Annotated in this window: 19 protein-coding genes; 9 read left to right on the top strand and 10 right to left on the bottom strand. The window is 47.3% G+C overall.

Features of this window, described 5'->3' with window-relative positions; all coding sequences use genetic code 11:
* The first annotated feature begins 3 nt into the window (after positions 1 to 3).
* The 3 genes from M1B78_RS07235 to M1B78_RS07225 all read left to right on the top strand — a co-directional run bounded on the left by M1B78_RS07235 (position 4) and on the right by M1B78_RS07225 (position 5,221).
* A complete protein-coding gene (locus M1B78_RS07235) occupies positions 4 to 2,151 on the top strand; it encodes a glycoside hydrolase family 97 protein (protein WP_257940278.1) in 2,148 nt (715 codons plus the stop codon).
* A 372-nt stretch (positions 2,152 to 2,523) separates the two neighbouring features.
* Complete coding sequence (gdhA, locus tag M1B78_RS07230; protein ID WP_136010301.1) at positions 2,524 to 3,861, top strand: NADP-specific glutamate dehydrogenase; 1,338 nt, start codon at positions 2,524 to 2,526, stop codon at positions 3,859 to 3,861.
* A gap of 196 nt (positions 3,862 to 4,057) precedes the next feature.
* Positions 4,058 to 5,221, top strand: coding sequence for a M24 family metallopeptidase (locus M1B78_RS07225; RefSeq protein WP_257940277.1), 1,164 nt, complete (start codon positions 4,058 to 4,060; stop codon positions 5,219 to 5,221).
* Positions 5,222 to 5,417: 196 nt separating this feature from the next.
* Here M1B78_RS07225 and M1B78_RS07220 read toward each other — a convergent pair whose 3' ends face one another.
* A complete protein-coding gene (locus tag M1B78_RS07220; RefSeq protein ID WP_257940276.1) occupies positions 5,418 to 6,410 on the bottom strand; it encodes a DUF3843 family protein in 993 nt (330 codons plus the stop codon).
* Positions 6,407 to 7,009: a Holliday junction branch migration protein RuvA gene (ruvA, locus tag M1B78_RS07215; RefSeq protein WP_257940275.1), complete on the bottom strand. Its 603-nt coding sequence runs from the start codon at positions 7,007 to 7,009 to the stop codon at positions 6,407 to 6,409. The genes M1B78_RS07220 and ruvA overlap by 4 nt, the downstream gene beginning before the upstream one ends.
* 196 nt (positions 7,010 to 7,205) lie before the next feature.
* Here ruvA and M1B78_RS07210 point away from each other — a divergent pair, with 196 nt between their 5' ends.
* Entirely contained in the window at positions 7,206 to 8,105 is a 900-nt protein-coding gene (locus tag M1B78_RS07210) for a diaminopimelate dehydrogenase (RefSeq protein ID WP_257940274.1), read from the top strand.
* 132 nt (positions 8,106 to 8,237) lie between these two features.
* Here M1B78_RS07210 and rseP read toward each other — a convergent pair whose 3' ends face one another.
* The 7 genes from rseP to tsaB form a co-directional block, all read right to left on the bottom strand.
* A complete protein-coding gene (gene rseP / locus M1B78_RS07205) occupies positions 8,238 to 9,569 on the bottom strand; it encodes an RIP metalloprotease RseP (RefSeq protein WP_009038004.1) in 1,332 nt (443 codons plus the stop codon).
* A gap of 112 nt (positions 9,570 to 9,681) precedes the next feature.
* Entirely contained in the window at positions 9,682 to 10,827 is a 1,146-nt protein-coding gene (locus M1B78_RS07200; RefSeq protein ID WP_005826984.1) for a 1-deoxy-D-xylulose-5-phosphate reductoisomerase, read from the bottom strand.
* Positions 10,828 to 10,863: 36 nt separating this feature from the next.
* Entirely contained in the window at positions 10,864 to 11,721 is an 858-nt protein-coding gene (locus M1B78_RS07195; RefSeq protein ID WP_257940273.1) for a M23 family metallopeptidase, read from the bottom strand.
* Positions 11,718 to 12,254, bottom strand: a complete 537-nt coding sequence (gene rimM, locus M1B78_RS07190; protein WP_005826980.1) for a ribosome maturation factor RimM — start codon at positions 12,252 to 12,254, stop codon at positions 11,718 to 11,720. Before rimM ends, M1B78_RS07195 begins: the two co-directional genes overlap by 4 nt.
* 1 nt (position 12,255) lies before the next feature.
* Entirely contained in the window at positions 12,256 to 13,563 is a 1,308-nt protein-coding gene (gene murA / locus M1B78_RS07185) for a UDP-N-acetylglucosamine 1-carboxyvinyltransferase (protein ID WP_257940272.1), read from the bottom strand.
* A 19-nt stretch (positions 13,564 to 13,582) separates the two neighbouring features.
* Positions 13,583 to 14,203 carry a DUF4290 domain-containing protein gene (locus M1B78_RS07180; protein ID WP_136010312.1) on the bottom strand — a complete coding sequence of 207 codons (621 nt, stop codon included), beginning with the start codon at positions 14,201 to 14,203 and terminating at the stop codon, positions 13,583 to 13,585.
* Positions 14,204 to 14,236: 33 nt separating this feature from the next.
* Positions 14,237 to 14,929 (bottom strand): tRNA (adenosine(37)-N6)-threonylcarbamoyltransferase complex dimerization subunit type 1 TsaB, encoded by a 693-nt coding sequence (gene tsaB / locus M1B78_RS07175; protein WP_257940271.1) that lies wholly within the window; start codon positions 14,927 to 14,929, stop codon positions 14,237 to 14,239.
* Between the two features lie 91 nt (positions 14,930 to 15,020).
* On the opposite strand from tsaB, the gene M1B78_RS07170 reads away from it, so the two are divergent.
* The 4 genes from M1B78_RS07170 to nadD are packed head-to-tail and all read left to right on the top strand — an operon-like array spanning position 15,021 to position 17,326.
* Complete coding sequence (locus tag M1B78_RS07170) at positions 15,021 to 15,905, top strand: YicC/YloC family endoribonuclease (protein ID WP_257940270.1); 885 nt, start codon at positions 15,021 to 15,023, stop codon at positions 15,903 to 15,905.
* A 44-nt stretch (positions 15,906 to 15,949) separates the two neighbouring features.
* Positions 15,950 to 16,513 (top strand): guanylate kinase, encoded by a 564-nt coding sequence (gene gmk, locus M1B78_RS07165; RefSeq protein WP_257940269.1) that lies wholly within the window; start codon positions 15,950 to 15,952, stop codon positions 16,511 to 16,513.
* Positions 16,510 to 16,746, top strand: coding sequence for a hypothetical protein (locus tag M1B78_RS07160; protein WP_136010316.1), 237 nt, complete (start codon positions 16,510 to 16,512; stop codon positions 16,744 to 16,746). The genes gmk and M1B78_RS07160 overlap by 4 nt, the downstream gene beginning before the upstream one ends.
* A gap of 22 nt (positions 16,747 to 16,768) precedes the next feature.
* Positions 16,769 to 17,326 carry a nicotinate (nicotinamide) nucleotide adenylyltransferase gene (nadD, locus tag M1B78_RS07155; RefSeq protein ID WP_257940268.1) on the top strand — a complete coding sequence of 186 codons (558 nt, stop codon included), beginning with the start codon at positions 16,769 to 16,771 and terminating at the stop codon, positions 17,324 to 17,326.
* A gap of 89 nt (positions 17,327 to 17,415) precedes the next feature.
* Here nadD and M1B78_RS07150 read toward each other — a convergent pair whose 3' ends face one another.
* Complete coding sequence (locus tag M1B78_RS07150; RefSeq protein ID WP_257940267.1) at positions 17,416 to 18,633, bottom strand: GTP-binding protein; 1,218 nt, start codon at positions 18,631 to 18,633, stop codon at positions 17,416 to 17,418.
* A gap of 137 nt (positions 18,634 to 18,770) precedes the next feature.
* Between M1B78_RS07150 and M1B78_RS07145 the strand changes: the two genes are divergently transcribed.
* On the top strand, positions 18,771 to 19,007 hold a 237-nt coding region (locus tag M1B78_RS07145), incomplete at its 3' end, for a transposase (RefSeq protein WP_257940266.1).

Genomic DNA, 19,007 nt, shown 5'->3' with positions numbered 1-19,007 from the left:
CGGATGTATATGAAACATGTATTATTAACAGTTGTATTTCTGGGAATTGCTTGTGTGGCTATGGCACACGAATTGTTATCTCCCAATGGGAATCTGAAACTCAATGTGGTGCTTGATTCCGAGGGGGTGCCGGTCTATAGCTTATATTACAAAGGAGAGACGGTTGTAGAACCTTCTGCCTTGGGAATACTTATGGAAGAAGCGGATTTGTCAAATGGTTTCCGGATTCTTGATGCAACAAATTCTACTTTTGATGAAACCTGGATGCCTGTATGGGGAGAGTATGAAAAAGTCCGTAACCATTACAATGAACTTACTGTCACTCTCTCACAACCGGCAAAGCACGACCGTACGATGATTGTACGTTTTCGATTGTTTGACGATGGACTCGGATTCCGTTATGAGTTGCCGGAGCAGAAAACCATGAATTATCTGACGGTAAAAGACGAACTGACGGAATTCAATCTGACCGGTAATCATACACTCTATTGCATTCCCGGTGATTATGATACGAATGAGTTTGCCTATACTACTGCGGCCGTTTCCGAAGTGCGCGAAGCTATGGAACGTAATCTACGTAAAAAAGGATATGAAGCTAAAGCGACTTCATTCACAGTACAAACACCTCTTATGATAAAGACTACCGAAGGACTTTATATCAATATTCATGAAGCTGCCTTGGTCGATTATTCTGCCATGTTGCTGAATGTGGATGATAAAGAGTTTAACTTCTCTGCTCATCTTACCCCCGATAAATTAGGAAAGAAAGGATATCTGCAATTACCGTTGCATACCCCGTGGCGTACAATTATGGTTAGTGACGATGCACGTAACATCCTTGTTTCCCAGTTGATTCTTAATCTGAATGAACCTTGTAAGCTGGAAGATACTTCTTGGATTAAGCCACAGAAATTTATCGGTGTCTGGTGGGAGATGTTTACTGGTGGAGGAGGTACATGGGCGTATAGCGACTATTATAAGGCTAAACCTGGCATAACCGACTATTCAAAGTTAACTCCTAATGGACATCATCCGGCCAATACTGAACATGTAAGAGAGTACATAGACTTTGCGGCGGAGAATGGTATTGATGCGGTATTGGTTGAGGGCTGGAATGAAGGTTGGGAAGATTGGGCATCCTATCGTAAGGACCGTCAGTTCCTTTTTGACAAACCTTATCCGGACTTTGATGTTGCGGCACTGCATGCCTATGCCAAATCAAAGGGGGTAAAGATTATCATGCATCATGAGACGGCTGCTAATGCTGCCGATTATGAGCGGCAGCTGGATGTAGCCTTTCAATTTATGGTAGATAATGGCTATAATTCTGTAAAGACCGGATATGTGGGCTCAATTATTCCCCGTAGTGAATATCATTCCTCACAATGGATGAACAATCATTATATACATGTGGTGAAGCGTGCTGCTGATTATAAGATTATGGTAGATAGTCACGAGGCTGTTCGTCCCACCGGCTTGTGCCGGACCTGGCCCAACTGGGTAGCGCAAGAATCTGCCCGTGGTGGTGAGTTTGAATCTATGGGGGGCAATGATCCGGATCATACTTGTATTTTGCCGTTTACTCGGTTGAAGGGTGGTCCGATGGATTACACTCCTGGTATTTTCCAGACAAAACTTTCGTATTATAATGGTTCGAAACCTAAAGGTCAGGCGGGTACTACATTGGTAAAACAATTAGCTCTATATGTAACGATGCCCTCTCCGTTACAGATGGCAGCAGACCTTCCGGACAATTATCGCCGTTTTCCCGATGCGTTTCAATTTATTAAGGATGTAGCGGTGGATTGGAGCAATTCTTGGTATCTGGAAGCCGAACCGGGTGATTATATCACGGTGGCTCGTCAAGCCAAAGGAAAACAAGAGTGGTATATAGGTGCTATTACCGACGAACATCCCCGTACGGCAACTATTCCTTTCTCTTTCTTACCCGAAGGAAGGAAATATGTTGTTACCGTTTATGCAGATGGTCGGGATGCAGACTGGAAAGATAATCCGCAGAGCTATGACATCCGTCGTGGCATAGTAACGTCAAAGAGTGTGCTGCGTCAACCCTTGGCAAGTAGTGGAGGGGTGGCTATCAGTGTTCGAGAAGCAACAAAAGAAGAGGTAAAAGGATTGAAGAAATTATGAAGATTGTCCGTGCAAAGTAATTGTTATGTTGCAGATTTAATACAAGTATTTAAGAATTAAAGTTAACAATTGGAAAGGCATAGTCCGTGAGGATTGTGTCTTTTTTCGTAAATTATTCGTCATTTCTTATTTTTTTATTATAATTTTCTATATTTATACTGTTATAGCGAACTGTAGGCAGAATACGAGAAGAATAGACCGCTTAGGTATGAATAGAGGATGCCGGAGTGACATTTTATCATTCTTTAATCAAAATCTAACCGTAAAGTTTAGCTATTCTGAAAAGTTTTCCTATATTTGCGGTGTTATTCGTTGACACTTTGCTTGAATAACGTTTAGTTAACAAGGTAATAACCTTTAAAACGTAATATTATGAATATCGAACGTATCATGGCCTCTTTAGAGGCAAAGCACCCCGGCGAGTCTGAATATCTTCAAGCCGTAAAGGAAGTTCTTCTTTCCATCGAAGATATCTATAACCAACATCCTGAGTTCGAGAAAGCAAAAATTATAGAACGTCTGGTCGAACCTGACCGTATATTTACTTTCCGCGTTACGTGGGTGGATGATAAGGGTGAAGTTCAGACGAACCTTGGCTATCGTGTACAGTTCAACAATGCCATTGGCCCGTACAAAGGTGGCATTCGTTTCCATGCTTCCGTAAATCTCTCCATCCTCAAGTTCTTGGGCTTTGAGCAGACTTTCAAGAATGCTTTGACTACATTGCCTATGGGTGGCGGTAAGGGTGGTTCCGACTTCTCTCCGCGCGGAAAGAGCGATGCTGAAATCATGCGCTTCTGTCAGGCTTTCATGCTGGAATTATGGCGTCACCTTGGCCCGGATATGGATGTGCCTGCCGGTGATATTGGCGTAGGTGGTCGTGAAGTGGGATATATGTTCGGTATGTATAAGAAGCTGACTCGCGAATTTACGGGCACATTTACCGGTAAAGGACTGGAATTTGGCGGTTCGTTGATTCGTCCTGAAGCAACAGGATTCGGCGGCTTGTACTTCGTGAACCAGATGTTAGAAACTAAAGGTATTGATATCAAGGGCAAGACCGTTGCCATCTCCGGTTTCGGAAACGTGGCTTGGGGCGCTGCTACCAAGGCTACCGAACTGGGTGCCAAGGTGGTTACCATCTCCGGTCCCGACGGTTACATATACGACCCGAATGGCATCAGTGGCGAAAAGATAGATTATATGCTGGAACTTCGGTCATCGGGCAATGATATCGTGGCACCGTATGCCGACGAATTCCCCGGCTCTACTTTCGTGGCAGGCAAACGCCCGTGGGAAGTGAAAGCGGACATCGCTCTGCCTTGCGCTACCCAGAACGAGCTGAACGGCGAAGATGCACAACGCCTCATTGACAACAAGGTGACATGTGTAGGCGAAATATCCAATATGGGATGTACGCCCGAAGCTATCGACCTTTTCATCGAAAACAAGATTATGTATGCACCGGGCAAGGCTGTCAATGCAGGTGGTGTGGCTACCAGCGGACTGGAAATGTCACAGAATGCCATGCACCTCAGCTGGAGTGCAGCCGAAGTGGACGAAAAACTCCACGCCATCATGCACGGAATTCATACTCAATGCGTAAAATATGGGACAGAACCTGACGGCTACATCAACTACGTGAAAGGAGCGAATATCGCCGGCTTCATGAAGGTGGCTCATGCCATGATGGGTCAGGGAATTATCTAAGAGAAAAACTTTGTTTAGTTGTATTTGTATTTGTGGTTTGTGCTGCCCTACGCCTGTGAAGGTATGGGGCAGTACTTTTTTTGAGAATGGAAAATTGGCCTTATGGCATGTTTATATAATGCAGTGCTATTCTTAACTTTCCATTCTCAATGAAAAAATTGTATCTTTGTCGCACGAAATCATAAATGACAAAGAGATGTTACTACCTGAATTGAAACTGAGACGTGATAAAATACGCTCTCTCATGGCTCAACAAGAGATTGATGCCGCTCTTATCGCTTGTAATGTAAATTTAATCTATACGTACGGACGTGTTGTCAGTGGTTATCTGTATTTGCCGTTGAATGCTCCTGCCCGTTTATTTATCAAACGTCCCAACAATATCAAAGGGGAACATATACATCTTATCCGTAAACCAGAACAACTCCCTGATTTGTTGAAGGAATGCGGCTTGTCCATACCTGCTAGATTGATGCTGGAGGGGGACGAGTTGTCTTTTACGGAATATAACCGTTTGGCTACTTGTTTCCCTGAGACGGAGGTGCTTCCTTGTGGTACGGCCCTTATCCGGAAAGCCCGAAGTGTCAAGACTGGAATGGAGATTGAGATGTTCCGTCGTTCCGGCATTGCACATGCCAAGGCTTATGAACAAATACCTTCGGTTTACAGACCGGGAATGACAGATTGCCGGTTATCCATAGAAATAGAGCGCTTGATGCGTTTGGAAGGTTGTCTGGGCATTTTTCGCACCTTCGGGCAAAGCATGGAAATTTTTATGGGAAGTCTGTTGGCAGGAGACAATGCCACTGTGCCTGCCCCCTATGACTTTGCTTTGGGAGGCGAGGGACTTGACCCGTCACTGCCTATTAGCGTAAACGGTGCACTGTTGAAGCCCGGTCATAGCTTTATGGTCGATATGGGAGGAAACTTTTATGGTTATATGGGCGACATGAGCCGCGTATTTTCCATCGGAAAGTTGCCGGAAAAGGCATACGTTGCCCATCAGGTTTGTCTGGACATACAAGAGGCTGTTGTAGCAAAGGTGAAACCGGGGGCCGTTTGTGAGGACCTTTACAATCTCGCTATCAATATTGTCACCAAAGCGGGCTTTGCCGATAACTTTATGGGAGCCACTCAAAAGGCTAAGTTCATCGGACATGGCGTCGGTCTGGAAATAAATGAAATGCCGGTATTGGCTCCGCGCGTGAAACAGGAACTGGAACCGGGCATGGTCTTTGCATTGGAGCCAAAGATTGTTTTGCCGGGCATCGGTCCCGTCGGTATCGAAAACTCTTGGGTCGTAACGGCAGATGGAGTAGAGAAACTGACGTTGTGCAAGGAAGAGATTGTGGAACTTTGATAATGGGAAAATGGATTATTGATAATTGAACTGTGCAGTGTGTTTCGTGAAACCGCATGGCAATTATCAATAATCCATTTTTTATTATTTGACCCTTCTGTTAAGCTGATTGTTCGCTTTCGAAGGTTTTGATTTACCAATTCGTTTACCGGTTGGCTTGGTTTTGTTGTTTCGTTTTGGTTTTATTCCAGAATGATTATTCGCCTTCATAATATTGACGTAGATAATAGCGGGCTATGAAGTCCCAGTTTTGTTGCAGTATTTCTTTTCCTTTCGGGAAGGGGAGTTCCACGTCGGGTAGAATTCCTTTTGCCATTCCGTATTTCAGCAGGTCGAAGGGGCAATAGCCGGGTTGGCAGAACATATCATATCCTTCCGCTGCCGCACGCTTGGCATCATACATCGGGTTATGCGCTTCACGGAAGCAGGCAGCTACGTTGTGGGCTATGAGCATACCTTTGGTGTTGGCATAGATTACGAATTCCTTTTTATGCTCCAAGTCGGGTAGCAGTGCCGATGGTTTGTTTTCCCATCCCAGTATATCGACGAAGAAAGTACATAGCTCTTTATAGTTGGTGAAATATAGCAACGGTTTCCCTTTGCTGTATTTCAGGCAGCGGGAGGTCAGGTTGCCCAACTTGGTTTCCGGAGTGACTTCCGGAAGCGGAGTAATGGGCATGTCCGGCAAGTCGGTTCCCGTCACCCAAAGACAGGAGGATGCTTCTTCTCGGATGGGAGCTTCTTCAAAACGTGCGTCCATCAGTTTGTACACAGTTTGGCTCAGCGCAAGTAGCTCTTTGTCATAAGGGCTGAACAGGGTGTAGTTCTGGTTGGGAGAGCCAGGCTGTGATTTCAAGGTCCATAGTACGAACGCTATGTCCTCCGGATTTATTTCATCGGGCACATAATTATCAGCTGGCAGATAAAACGGCAGATGGTTTCCGTATACTTTCCGATGTACTTCGGTGAAAAGTTTCCATCCTCCGTTTTGGGCAATAGCATCTTGAAAGTACATGCTGAGAGCAATGGCCGTATTTGCTTGCGTGCGGCAGTCTTCCTTGCAGAATAGGGGAGAGGCTTTGACGGAGGGTAGGATACTTGTGGCAAAGTTCAGATACCATTTATCCGTTGGCAATACACGAGTACGTTGATTGGCCTTTAACCAATGTTGTATGTGGATTGTTGTCATAATCTCTTTAATGCCAGTTTGATGACTTGTTCTACCGGTGCGCTTGGCTCTTCCTTCAAAATGGCAAGTACCACTTTTTGTGAGGAGGCTTGTGCAAATCCCAGCATGGTAAGGGCTGCTACGGCTTCTTCCTGCACTTGCGTATTGGCGGCCGATATGAGAGTACCCATGGTTCCGGTATTGTCGGCTGCCACACTGCCGGTCTTGATTTTGTCTTTCAAGTCCACAATCACCCGTTGGGCAGTTTTCAGTCCGATGCCCTTGACTGTTTTCAGCAGATTGGCGTTTTCCGTGCTGATGACATTTATCAGTTCGGATGGCGAGAGTGCCGAGAGAATCATGCGGGCTGTGTTTCCGCCGATTCCTGACACGGAGATGAGCAGCAGGAATAGTTCGCGTTCCTGCTTGTCGGCGAAGCCGTAGAGGACATAGGCGTCTTCACGGATAGCTTCGTATATATATAGCTTGCATTCTTTTTTGCCTTGGATGGCGGCATACGTGTTCAATGAAATATTGACACCGTATCCCAGTCCGTTGCAATCTATTACTGCGGTTGCCGGACTTAGTTCGGCAATCCCGCCTTTGATGTATTCTATCATAATTTTTTTGCTTGTTGGCCTAAAATGCGCCTTGTGCACATATCATCTGCGAATGTATGAATTATTATTGGACTTTCACACACTAAAAAAAGAAAAACTGTGTGAAACAGCAGAGACTTTTGCCGATATAATAAATTAAAATGATTACTTTTGCGCCGATAAAGTAGAAAACTGATAAATAAATTCATAAAAAAGAATGAAAAAAGTAAGAGCAGCCATTGTTGGCTATGGTAATATCGGGCACTATGTGTTCGAAGCCTTGCAAGCAGCTCCCGATTTTGAAATTGCCGGTGTAGTGCGCCGTGCCGGAGCTGAAAACTGTCCTGCGGAGCTGGGCGGATATCCCGTTGTGAAGAATATCAAGGAGTTGAAAGATGTGGATGTGGCTATCCTTTGTACGCCTACCCGCAAGGTGGAAGAGTATGCAAAGGAGATTCTTGCTTTAGGCATTCATACTGTGGACAGTTTCGATATCCATACGGGTATCACTGCCTTGCGCCGCACACTGGATGCAGAGGCTAAAAAGCATAATACGGTATCCATCATTTCTGCCGGCTGGGACCCGGGTAGTGACTCCATTGTCCGCACCATGCTGGAAGCCATTGCTCCGAAAGGCATTACCTATACTAATTTTGGTCCGGGCATGAGCATGGGACATACCGTGGCTGTAAAGGCCATCGAAGGTGTGAAAGCCGCCCTTTCCATGACTATTCCTACAGGAACCGGCATTCACCGTCGTATGGTGTACATCGAGTTGAAGGATGGCTACGAATTTGACAAGGTGACTGCAGCCATCAAAGCCGACCCGTACTTTGTGAATGACGAAACACATGTAAAATTGGTTCCGAGTGTGGATGCACTGCTCGATATGGGTCATGGGGTAAACCTGACCCGTAAAGGTGTGTCTGGCAAGACGCAGAACCAGCTATTTGAGTTCAACATGCGTATCAACAATCCTGCCCTCACGGCACAAGTGCTGGTATGTGTGGCGCGTGCCGCTATGCGTCAGCAGCCTGGTTGCTATACAATGGTTGAAGTTCCGGTAATAGACCTGCTTCCGGGCGACCGCGAAGAGTGGATCGGCCATTTGGTATAAGACACAAAAAAAACAGATGATGTGTTTGGTTCAAACGCATCGTCTGCTTGCCCCGAATACATCATCTGTTTGATGCAAACGCATCATCCGTTCTACCGCGAATGGATGATGCGTTTTTTTATGTCTTGTTCTTTAAAAGAAATACCTCAGTATATCATTGAAGTTTGCCCAAATCAGCAAACCGAACAAGAGGAACATGCCCACCATCTGCGCACGTTCCATAAACTTGTCGCTGGGCTTGCGGCGTGCAATGATTTCGTAAATGAGGAATAACACGTGTCCACCGTCCAGTGCAGGGATGGGCAGAATATTCATAAAGGCAAGGATGATGGAGAGGAATGCCGTCATGTACCAGAACTGGTGCCAGTCCCACGTGGCGGGGAAAATACTGCCGATGGTTCCGAAACCTCCGAGTTGCTTGGCTCCTTCCTTGGAGAAAAGATATTTCATCTGGCCTACGTAGCCTTTCAGAGTCTTTACCCCCAAAGATACGCCGGCAGGGAAAGAGGAAAGGAAACTGTATTCCTTGCGGACAACGGGCAGCAGTTTGTCGGTTGCCGTACGTGCTGCTACGCCTATTTCATAGTCGGCATTGGTTATCATGCTCAAAGTATCTGTTACACCGTTACGGACGTATGTTAAGGTTACCTCATGGGATGCGTTGGCTTTCTTGCGCTTCAGCATCTCTTCTTTGAAGTCGTAGTAGCTTATTGACTTTCCATCCAAGTGGGTGATGCTGTCGCCCACTTGCAGACCGGCGGAAGCGGCAGGGTATCCTACAATCAGGCTGTCGACTACATAAGGGAAACGGAAACTGGCGAAACGCACACTGTCTGCCAGCAAGCGGTTCATCATGTCTTCGGGGATGTAGACTGAAGCAGCTTCCCCGTCACGCAATACGCTTACCTGACGGGCATCGACAATACTGGTCAGCAGGTCGCCGTCATAGCGTTCGAATGGTACCCCGTCGGCAGATATTAGGATATCGCCGTCGCGGAAGCCTATGGCTTTGGCTGTTTCGTTAAAATCCATACCCAATGGGGCTTTTTGTACTGGTATATATTCGTCGCCCCAAGTAAAGAGTATCATGGAATAGATGAACAATGCGAGCAGGAAGTTGAACAATACACCGCCTACCATAATTAGCAGGCGCTGCCATGCTGGCTTGGCACGGAACTCCCATGGCTGCATGGGTTGCTTCATCTGTTCGGTATCCATAGATTCGTCTATCATACCTGCTATTTTTACATAACCACCTAAGGGTAGCCACCCGATACCATATTCCGTGTCACTGTGTTTGGGCTTGAACTTGAATAATGTGAACCAAGGGTCAAAGAATAAGCAGAACTTTTCTACCCGCGTCTTGAACAGACGCGCAAAAAGGAAGTGCCCCCCCTCATGAACAATAACGAGCAACGAGAGGCTCATAATGAGTTGCAGGGCACGAATCAAGAATGTTTCCATCTAATTATTTGCTGTTTTACGATTTTTATAATTTTCGCAAAGGTACGTTTTCTTATTTAACGTATCAAATGAGTAGATGTTTTTTATAATTCTTTTCATTCCGGTGTATCTATCAAATCAGCTCTTCTGCTATCCGTCGGGCTTCGGCATCCGTAGCCACATAGTCTTCATAGGTGGGCTTCTGTAAGTAGGATACGCGCGACATGGTCTTTTCTATTACTTCACTCATGCCAAGGAACGAAATTTTGTCCTGCAGGAAGGCAGCTACCACCACTTCATTGGCGGCATTGACAATGCAAGGCATATTGCCTGCACGATGTAGCGCTTCGTAGGCCAGGGCGAGGTTACGGAAACGGGTGGTGTCCGGTTGCTCGAACGTCAGTTCCGTGCACAGCTTGAAGTCCAGGCGCGGGAAAGAGGCTTTCAACCGGTCGGGATAGGAGAAGGCATATTGGATGGGCAGGCGCATGTCCGGCATTCCCAGTTGTGCTTTCACGGCACCGTCCTCAAACTGTACCATGGAGTGGATGACGGATTGCGGGTGTACCACGACTTCTATCTGGTCGGGACGTACACCGAACAGCCATTTGGCTTCGATTACCTCGAACCCTTTGTTCATCATGGAAGCAGAGTCTATCGTGATTTTGGCGCCCATGTCCCAGTTGGGGTGTTTCAGTGCTTGCGCTTTGGTGACGGTTGTTAGTTGCTCCATAGTGCAGGTGCGGAACGGACCTCCGGAGGCAGTCAGTATCACTTTTTCTATTTGGTTGCCTATCTCACCGGCCAGGCACTGGAAAACGGCGGAGTGCTCGGAGTCGACGGGTAGGATGGGGACACCGCTGAAGCGTGCCAGGTCATTGATGAGCTCTCCCGCCACCACCAGCGTCTCTTTGTTGGCAAGGGCTATCGGCTTACGGGCTCGGATGGCATTCATGGTGGGCTTCAGCCCTGCATATCCCACCATGGCGGTCAATACCATATCAATGGGATTTTCGGTCACAATCTGGCAAAGGGCATCTGCGCCGGCATATACCTTGATAGGTAGGTCGGCAAGCGCTTCTTTCAGTTGCGTGTATTTCGATTCGTTGGCTATTACCACTGCCTCAGGCTTGAATCTGCGTGCCTGGGCTATGAGTTCCTCTACGCGGTTATTGGCGGTCAATACGTATGCTTCGTACTGGTCGGGATGTTCTTCGATGACCTGCAACGCTTGTGTACCGATGGAACCGGTAGAACCGAGTATGGCAATCTGTTTCATTTACTATTATGCTATTTACAATTTACTATTTGGAGACTAAAATACGATGTAAAGCTCGGGATTTACGGCCCTGCCCTTATGCCACAGCTCGAAGTGAAGGTGGGGACCGGTGGACAGCTCGCCGGTGTTTCCTACCAGTGCGATGGCTTCACCCCCTTTCACCGCATCTCCTTCCCGTTTCAGCAGAGAGCCGCAATGCTTGTAGACTGACACGAAGTCCTGGTTGTGCTGTATTTCTATCAGATAACCCGTCTCGGCAGTGTAGGTACTCAGTATGACGGTACCGTCTAAGGTGGCCAATACGCTTTCGCCCGGATTGGCGGCAATGTCCGTGCCGAAGTGTTTTGTTTCGGCATTGAAGGGAGATGAAATCATGCCGCGTGTGGGGCAGTAGAAAATCAGTCCGTCTATTTCGGGGCGAGCGGTGATGCTCGTCAGGTTGTACTTTTCTGTCTCCTCGTACTGTTTGCGGAATTCGGCTTCCCGTTGTGTACGTTCCATGAGCGAATCTTCGCGCAGGTGGGTCAACGAGTCGATGGAATGTATGGTATCTGCCTTTATCTTGCCCTGGAAGATGTCCTGGATATTCATGATATAGAGGTTCTGTCTGTTCACCAGTTGCTGGAGGGAATCTACGCGCAAGGCATTCTCCACTACCTGGGCACGGATTTCACTGTTCATATATCCCGGCAGGTAGTTGCGCAGTGGGGTAAAGGCTACGATCAGGGAGGCGATGAGAAACAATACGAACAGCACGGAGAGCAATACGGACAGCCCGTTCAGCTTGGATACGCGCAACGTGATGATATCCTCAAGGGTATTCTCGTTCGTAATCGTCAGTCTGTACTTGAACTTGATGTTACTCCAAAATGCTTTTCTTCGTTTCTTTTTCATACCTCTTCTGTTTCGTCCAAAGCTATCAAACCTTCCGGCAGGTCTACGGTGATGACCTTGTGCTTCTGGTCAATGTCTATGATAAACTCTTCTTGTGCCGGCACCAGCAGTTCTTCTCCCTGATAATCTACCACAAACAGTGTGTTGATGGTCGATGTGTCCACGTCCGTCACTTCTCCCAGCGTGCCGTGATGTACTTCCTCCATACGAAAACCGACGAAGAAGTCCCAACTCAGTTCACCTGGTCCTGCCTCTTCTGCATGCTTTACGGGGAAGTAGACCTCAATATTAGTGAACATGCGGGCGCGTTCTGCCGTGTCCACGCCTTCCAGTTTGACAAGGGCGGTGGTGTCGGAGCGGAAACGGTATTCTTCCAAGAAGAAAGGCACCAGTATACCATCCAGCAGGCAGATTAGGTATTCGGCTTCCACCCGGTCGAAGATGTCATCCGTAAAAGTGAACGATAGTTCTCCGTGAATGCCGTGGGGCTTGTTGAATATACCTATCTTATATACTTCTTCTCTCTTTATCATCTTATTCTATTCTTGTTATTCTTGCTCCGAGCGCATTCAGTCGCCCTTCGATGTTCTGATACCCACGGTCTATCTGCTCTATGTTGTGGATGCGGCTGATGCCGTCCGCACTCATGGCAGCTATCAGCAGGGCGATGCCCGCACGGATATCGGGCGAGGTCATGTTGCCGCCACGTAGTTTAAAGCCGTGGTCGTGACCGATGACAACGGCGCGGTGCGGGTCGCAGAGGATAATTTGCGCTCCCATATCTATCAGCTTGTCCACAAAGAACAAACGGCTTTCGAACATTTTCTGATGAATGAGTACACTGCCTTTTGCCTGGGTGGCAACCACCAGCAGCACACTGAGCAAGTCTGGTGTCAGTCCGGGCCAGGGTGCGTCGGCAATGGTCATGATGGAGCCGTCGATAAAGGACTCTATCTGGTACGTCTCTTGTGCGGGCACGTAAATGTCGTCTTCCCACTGCTCCATCTTGATGCCGAGTCGACGGAAACTGTCGGGGATAATTCCCAAGTTCTCGTAGGAGACATTCTTGATGGTCAGTTCGCTACGGGTCATGGCTGCCATGCCAATGAAACTGCCCACTTCAATCATGTCGGGGAGGATGGTATGCTCGGTTCCGTGCAGCTCGTCTACTCCTTCGATAGTCAGGAGGTTGGAGGCGATGCCTTCTATCTTAGCTCCCATCCGGTTCAGCATTCTGCAAAGTTGCTGCACGTAGGGTTCGCAGGCGGCGTTGTAGATGGTGGTCTTGCCTTTGGCAAGGACGGCTGCCATTACGATATTGGCAGTTCCCGTAACAGATGCCTCGTCGAGTAGCATATAACTGCCATGCAGTTGTTTGGCTGAGATTTCGTAGATGCCACGCTCCTCATTATAGACAAAGTCGGCTCCTAAATTCCGGATACCGATAAAGTGTGTATCCAGACGGCGGCGTCCTATCTTGTCTCCGCCCGGCTTGGAAATCATGGCCTTGCCGAAACGTGCCACCATCGGCCCCACCAGCATGACGGAACCGCGCAGGCTGGAACATTTTTTCAGGAACGCGTCACTTTCCAGATAGGCGAAATCAATGTTGGCAGCTTGAAAGCTGTAAGTGTCAATGCCTTTTTTAGATACGCTGACTCCCATATCCCGCATCAATTGGATAAGATTGTTGACGTCCAGTATGTCCGGGATATTGTGCACAGTCACCTCTTCGGCAGTGAGCAATGTGGCACAGATAATTTGCAACACCTCGTTTTTTGCTCCTTGGGGGTAAATGTCACCGGAAAGTCTGTGTCCTCCTTCGATTACAAATGATGCCATATTGAATTATAACTCCAATTTAGTATTTCCGTTTATTGTTCCGATTGTTATTCCGGTTATTTTGGTTGTTCACCTTCGGACGGTAGTTCAGGTCGATACGTTCGGCCATGAGTCGGACGATGCTGTCTGTCATTTGCAGTTTTCCGTCAGAGAGTTCGGTAAGGTCGTCTGAAATCTTACGGTCGTCGACGGTATCTTTGTTCCATGCCATGTAGTCTTTCTTCATGTGGTTGCAGATGAGGGCTATCAGGTTTTGTTTCTCGTCTCCTTCCGGGAATTCGATGGCTTTCTTTATCAGTACTTCCAATGTACGGCCGTAGTGGCGGTAGCGGATTTTGGTACTGGGGTAGGGGATGCTCTCTGGCTTGGTATTCAGATTGTCCTTGCGGATAATTTCATACGGATAATCTATATCCAATTGAAAGTTGGCCATGATGGCAAGGTGGTCCCACAATTTATGTTTGAAGTCGGGCACATCGCGCAGATGGGGAAACATGTTTCCCATGATGTTGATGATTGTGTTTGCGCAACGCTGGCGTTCTGCACGGTCTTCGATTGTCAGCGCGTGGTTTACCATATTCTGGATGCTGCGACCGTATTCGGGCAGAGGCATCCGCTTTTGTTGAGTGTTATATTGCATTTCTTTAAAGGATAATTGACAATGGATGATTATTTAAATAAGTTTCTTTGGCGTGCCGGCTACGAATTCCTTCAAATAGAAGGGCTCGAAATAGGCTACATCCTTGAAGTCTTGTTCGGCTATTGCCTTCTCTGCCAACGGGAACATCATGCCGGCAAGCGGACGAATGCCGTCGATAAAGTGTGCATTGGGATGCGTGATTTTCTCTTTGCATTTGGCTGCGCCATCTCCGAAGAAGTAGACCGGATGTTGCTCTAAGAATTCCAGGTAGGAACTTTCGTTCACAATATCGGCTGCAATGTTGCGCACCGGTTTCAAGGCACGGTCGTAGATGGCAGCATAGACTTCCATGCGGCGGGCGTCAATCATGGGGCAGAGCAGTGCGTCGTCGGGTAACTCATCGTGGTAGAGCAATACAGGTACACACTGGACTTTCAGGGTTTCCAGTCCGATAAGCGGTAGGTTACGTCCATAGCAGATACCTTTTGCCATCGACACACCGATACGCAACCCGGTATACGAACCAGGACCGCAGCTCACGGCGACTGCATCCAACAGCATGGCATGGCTATCGGCAAAGGATAGCGCCTCGTCCACAAAGACTCCCAATGAAACGGCGTGTGAAGGGCCATTCAGGTCCTCTTTCTTGAAAACGTTCTGTCCGTCTTCGCTCAAGGCTACGGAGCAGGCTGAAGTGGACGTTTCAATATGCAAGATACATGACATAACTTTTATTCTTGATTTTAGTAGTGCAAATTTACGTGATTATTTTCACTAATTAAAATAATCGTGTAATTTTGCGCAAAACTATAACATTATGATACAATCTATGACAGGCTACGGCAAAGCAACCGTCGAACTGCCTGATAAGAAAATCAACGTTGAAATAAAGTCGCTCAATAGTAAGGCTATGGATTTGTCTGCCCGTATCGCTCCGCTTTATCGCGAGAAAGAGATGGAAATTCGTAATGAAGTATCCCGGAAACTGGAACGGGGAAAAGTGGACTTCAGCCTTTGGATAGAGAAGAAAGAAAGTGCGGAAAGTGGCACTCCCATCAACCAGACGTTGGTGGAGGGATATTACAAGCAGATTTGTGCTATATCAGAAAATCTAGGAATACCTGTACCGGATGCGACGGACTGGTTTGCCACGTTGCTCCGTATGCCGGATGTGATGACTAAGAATGATGTGCAGGAACTGAGTGAGGAGGAATGGACTGTGGTTTATTCGGCTGTGGAACAAGCTGTCAATGCGCTGGTTGATTTCCGCAGGCAGGAAGGCGCTGCCCTCGAAAAGAAGTTTCGCGAAAAGATTGCCAACATCTCCCGTCTGCTGGAGGCCATCGCTCCCTACGAGAAAGAGCGCGTGGCCAGAGTGAAGGAACGCATTACCGATGCGCTGGAAAAGACCTTGAGCGTGGATTATGACAAGAACCGTCTGGAGCAGGAGCTCATCTACTATATCGAAAAGCTGGATGTGAACGAAGAGAAGCAGCGTCTCGGCAATCACCTGAAATACTTCATCAGCACACTGGAGACCGGAAGCGGACAAGGCAAGAAGCTGGGCTTCATTGCTCAGGAGATGGGACGCGAAATCAATACGCTGGGCAGCAAGTCCAATCATGCGGAGATGCAGAAGATTGTCGTTCAGATGAAGGATGAACTGGAGCAAATCAAGGAACAGGTGCTGAACGTCATGTAGTATCGGATAGCAATTTGTAAATGGTTAAATCATAACTAAGCAGGATGGCAAAACTTATCATATTTTCAGCCCCTTCGGGCTCCGGCAAGTCAACGATTATCAACTATCTGCTGACACAGAATTTGAATCTTGCTTTCTCCATCTCGGCTACCAGCCGCCTCCCCCGGGGAACGGAGAAAGACGGAGTGGAGTATTTCTTTCTGACTCCCGACGAGTTCCGTCACCGTATAGCCAATGATGAATTCCTGGAGTATGAAGAGGTATATCAGGACCGTTTTTACGGGACACTGAAGGAGCAGGTGGAAAAGCAGTTGGCCGCCGGGCAGAATGTAGTGTTCGATGTAGATGTAGTGGGTGGATGCAACATCAAGAAATTCTATGGTGAGCGTGCTTTGTCTGTTTTCATTCAGCCGCCTTCGGTGGAGGAATTGCGCAAACGCTTGGTGGGGCGCGGAACAGATGCTCCCGAAGTGATAGAGAGCCGCGTGGCGAAAGCCGAATACGAACTGGGCTTTGCACCGAAGTTCGATACCGTGATTGTGAACGATGACCTGGAGACAGCCAAAGCGGAAGCATTGAAAGTAATCTCTCAATTCTTGAACGAATGAAACAACGTGGAGGAGTGCACAACCAGTTGGCACCGAGGAGGAAGAACAGCCCGAAGCTGAACAAGGCATTGCTGATTATTAATAGCATTCTGTTCGTCTGCTCCCTTGTTGTGGGTGTATTGTATATACAGCATGGCGAGCCTCGTTCCAGTATTTCAATGTTTCTTATCTCTGTAGTGACGATTTTCAATGCTTGGGCTGCCTGGCGTGCGTTGCAAAGACGTCCTTTGTAAGGTTGTATATGAATAAGAATAAATGAATATAGGAATCTTTAGCGGCTCATTCAACCCGATACACATCGGACATTTGGCCCTCGCCAACTATCTTTGCGAATACGGGGACTTGGACGAAGTGTGGTTTATGGTCACCCCCCACAATCCGCTGAAGGAAGAAAACGAACTGATGGATGACAAGTTACGTTTGAAGCTGGTGCAGCTAGCCACTGAGGGTTATCCCAAGTTTCGGGCTTCCGATTTTGAATTCCATCTGCCTCGGCCTTCTTATACTGTTCATACGCTGGATGCACTAAAACAAACTTATCCACAACATGTTTTCCATCTTATCATCGGTTCTGACAATTGGAGAATTTTCTCCCGTTGGTATGAGTCGGAGCGTATTCTTGCCGAAAACCGTATTCTTGTTTATCCTCGTCCCGGTTATCCGGTGGAAACCGCATCTTTGTCGCAAAATGTGCGGACAGTTTCTTCTCCGGTGTTCGAAATCAGCTCTACTTTTATTCGTCAGGCAATGGAAGAAGGGAAAGATGTACGCTATTTCCTGCATCCGGCGGTTTATGAGGAGCTGAGCAGGTAGCCTTACGATGAGCCGGAGACCGAATGCCTTTCAGTCTCCGGCTGAATTATGTTCATTTATTGTATGCCAATAGGCTTTGGTGTTTGGGTTTACTCCAGACACTCGTCCAAGTCGTGTATCAGTTGTTCCTTGTCTATATGTTGACCGATGAATACAATCTTCTGCATGCGGTCACCGTACTTTTCATCCCAATCTCTCAGCAGTCCCGGTTCTTGTCGCATCAGTTCTATCAGGTCTTCTTCGGGGGCGGTAGCATACCATTGTCCGGCTTCGGTTATTTTCTTCTGTACCCCTGCCTGCTCAAAGAGGAATGACATGTCACGGTTATGGCTGAAGTAACAGACACCTTTGGCACGGATAATGCTGCGAGGCCATTTGGTGGCGACGAAATGGTCGAACTTGTGGATGTCGAATGCCGGACGGCGGTAATAGACAAAAGTGCCGATGCCATATTCTTCCACTTCACCGCTTTCGGTATGGTGGTGATGATGGTGGGCATGGCACTCTTCGTGCTGATGTTTCTCTTCATCATGGTGATGATGGTGGTGTGCTTCCCTCTCTTCTTCCTCGGTGACTTGCCGCTCTATTCCCCGAATCCATCCGGCGGAGGTGGCAGCACGTTCAAAGTTGAAAAGGCCGGTGCGGATAATCTTGTCCAGATTCACGTCGGCGTAATTGCATTCTATGATTTCGGCACCGGGTTGCAGGGTGCGGATAATCTGTTTGATGCGTTTCAGCTCTTCCGGTTGCACTTCTGCGACTTTGTTCAGCAGGATGATGTTGCAGAACTCAATCTGCTGGACAATGAGGTTTTCGATATCTTCGTCGTCAATGTCTTTGCGGGTCAGGTCGCCTCCGCAAGAAAATTCACTTTGCAGACGTAAGGCATCCACCACGGTGGTAATACAGTCTAAGCGGCAAATGCCGTATTTGGTATACGCTCCTCCCATATGAGGAATGGAGCAGAGTGTTTGGGCAATAGGTTCCGGTTCGCAAATGCCACTCGCCTCAATCACGATGTAGTCGAAGCGTTGCATCTTCATGATTTCGAACATCTGCTCTATCAAGTCTGTCTTCAGCGTACAGCAGATACAGCCATTCTGCAGAGCTACCAGACTTTCCTCTTTCTTTCCCACTACGCCACCTTTCTGTATAAGGTCTGCATCAATGTTCACTTCACCTAGATCATTGACGATAACAGCAAACTTGATGCCGCGTTCATTGGAAAGGATGTGGTTTACCAAAGTTGTTTTGCCACTGCCCAGATAACCGGTCAGCAGTAATACGGGGATTTCTATTGTATTCATAATCATTTCAGTTATAGATTAAGAAGCTGTTTAAAATTTATTGAAGATAAACGTTATTGCAATGAATAATATATTGTAAATCAGCAGGTTAATTGGAGATTTGTTTGTAACTCTATGAGTGTCAATTAATTAGAGTTATGGAACAATACTCAACTAACCTTACTGATAAACAGTGGCAAGTTATAGAAAAAATTATAAATCCGCAAGAAAGGAAGCGAAAACATTCTCTCAGAAACATCATGAATGCGATTCTATATCTTCTCAAAACAGGCTGTCAGTGGCGCATGATTCCCGGGGATTTTGCTCCGTGGGAGAGCGTATACTACTATTTCAACAAGTGGAAAAACGAGGGCATCATTGAGGAGCTCCTTGAT

Source organism: Bacteroides muris (ex Fokt et al. 2023), from assembly GCF_024704895.1.
GTDB lineage: Bacteria > Bacteroidota > Bacteroidia > Bacteroidales > Bacteroidaceae > Bacteroides > Bacteroides muris.
The sequence above is the reverse complement of the archived record's forward strand: the minus strand, read 5'-3'. Positions and strand labels throughout refer to the sequence as shown.

Coding starts and splice junctions, on each gene's coding strand:
- M1B78_RS07235 (WP_257940278.1), top strand. CDS start 4: ATGTATATGAAACATGTATTATTAACAGTTGTATTTCTGGGAATTGCT.
- gdhA (WP_136010301.1), top strand. CDS start 2,524: ATGAATATCGAACGTATCATGGCCTCTTTAGAGGCAAAGCACCCCGGC.
- M1B78_RS07225 (WP_257940277.1), top strand. CDS start 4,058: ATGTTACTACCTGAATTGAAACTGAGACGTGATAAAATACGCTCTCTC.
- M1B78_RS07220 (WP_257940276.1), bottom strand. CDS start 6,410: ATGACAACAATCCACATACAACATTGGTTAAAGGCCAATCAACGTACT.
- ruvA (WP_257940275.1), bottom strand. CDS start 7,009: ATGATAGAATACATCAAAGGCGGGATTGCCGAACTAAGTCCGGCAACC.
- M1B78_RS07210 (WP_257940274.1), top strand. CDS start 7,206: ATGAAAAAAGTAAGAGCAGCCATTGTTGGCTATGGTAATATCGGGCAC.
- rseP (WP_009038004.1), bottom strand. CDS start 9,569: ATGGAAACATTCTTGATTCGTGCCCTGCAACTCATTATGAGCCTCTCG.
- M1B78_RS07200 (WP_005826984.1), bottom strand. CDS start 10,827: ATGAAACAGATTGCCATACTCGGTTCTACCGGTTCCATCGGTACACAA.
- M1B78_RS07195 (WP_257940273.1), bottom strand. CDS start 11,721: ATGAAAAAGAAACGAAGAAAAGCATTTTGGAGTAACATCAAGTTCAAG.
- rimM (WP_005826980.1), bottom strand. CDS start 12,254: ATGATAAAGAGAGAAGAAGTATATAAGATAGGTATATTCAACAAGCCC.
- murA (WP_257940272.1), bottom strand. CDS start 13,563: ATGGCATCATTTGTAATCGAAGGAGGACACAGACTTTCCGGTGACATT.
- M1B78_RS07180 (WP_136010312.1), bottom strand. CDS start 14,203: ATGCAATATAACACTCAACAAAAGCGGATGCCTCTGCCCGAATACGGT.
- tsaB (WP_257940271.1), bottom strand. CDS start 14,929: ATGTCATGTATCTTGCATATTGAAACGTCCACTTCAGCCTGCTCCGTA.
- M1B78_RS07170 (WP_257940270.1), top strand. CDS start 15,021: ATGATACAATCTATGACAGGCTACGGCAAAGCAACCGTCGAACTGCCT.
- gmk (WP_257940269.1), top strand. CDS start 15,950: ATGGCAAAACTTATCATATTTTCAGCCCCTTCGGGCTCCGGCAAGTCA.
- M1B78_RS07160 (WP_136010316.1), top strand. CDS start 16,510: ATGAAACAACGTGGAGGAGTGCACAACCAGTTGGCACCGAGGAGGAAG.
- nadD (WP_257940268.1), top strand. CDS start 16,769: ATGAATATAGGAATCTTTAGCGGCTCATTCAACCCGATACACATCGGA.
- M1B78_RS07150 (WP_257940267.1), bottom strand. CDS start 18,633: ATGAATACAATAGAAATCCCCGTATTACTGCTGACCGGTTATCTGGGC.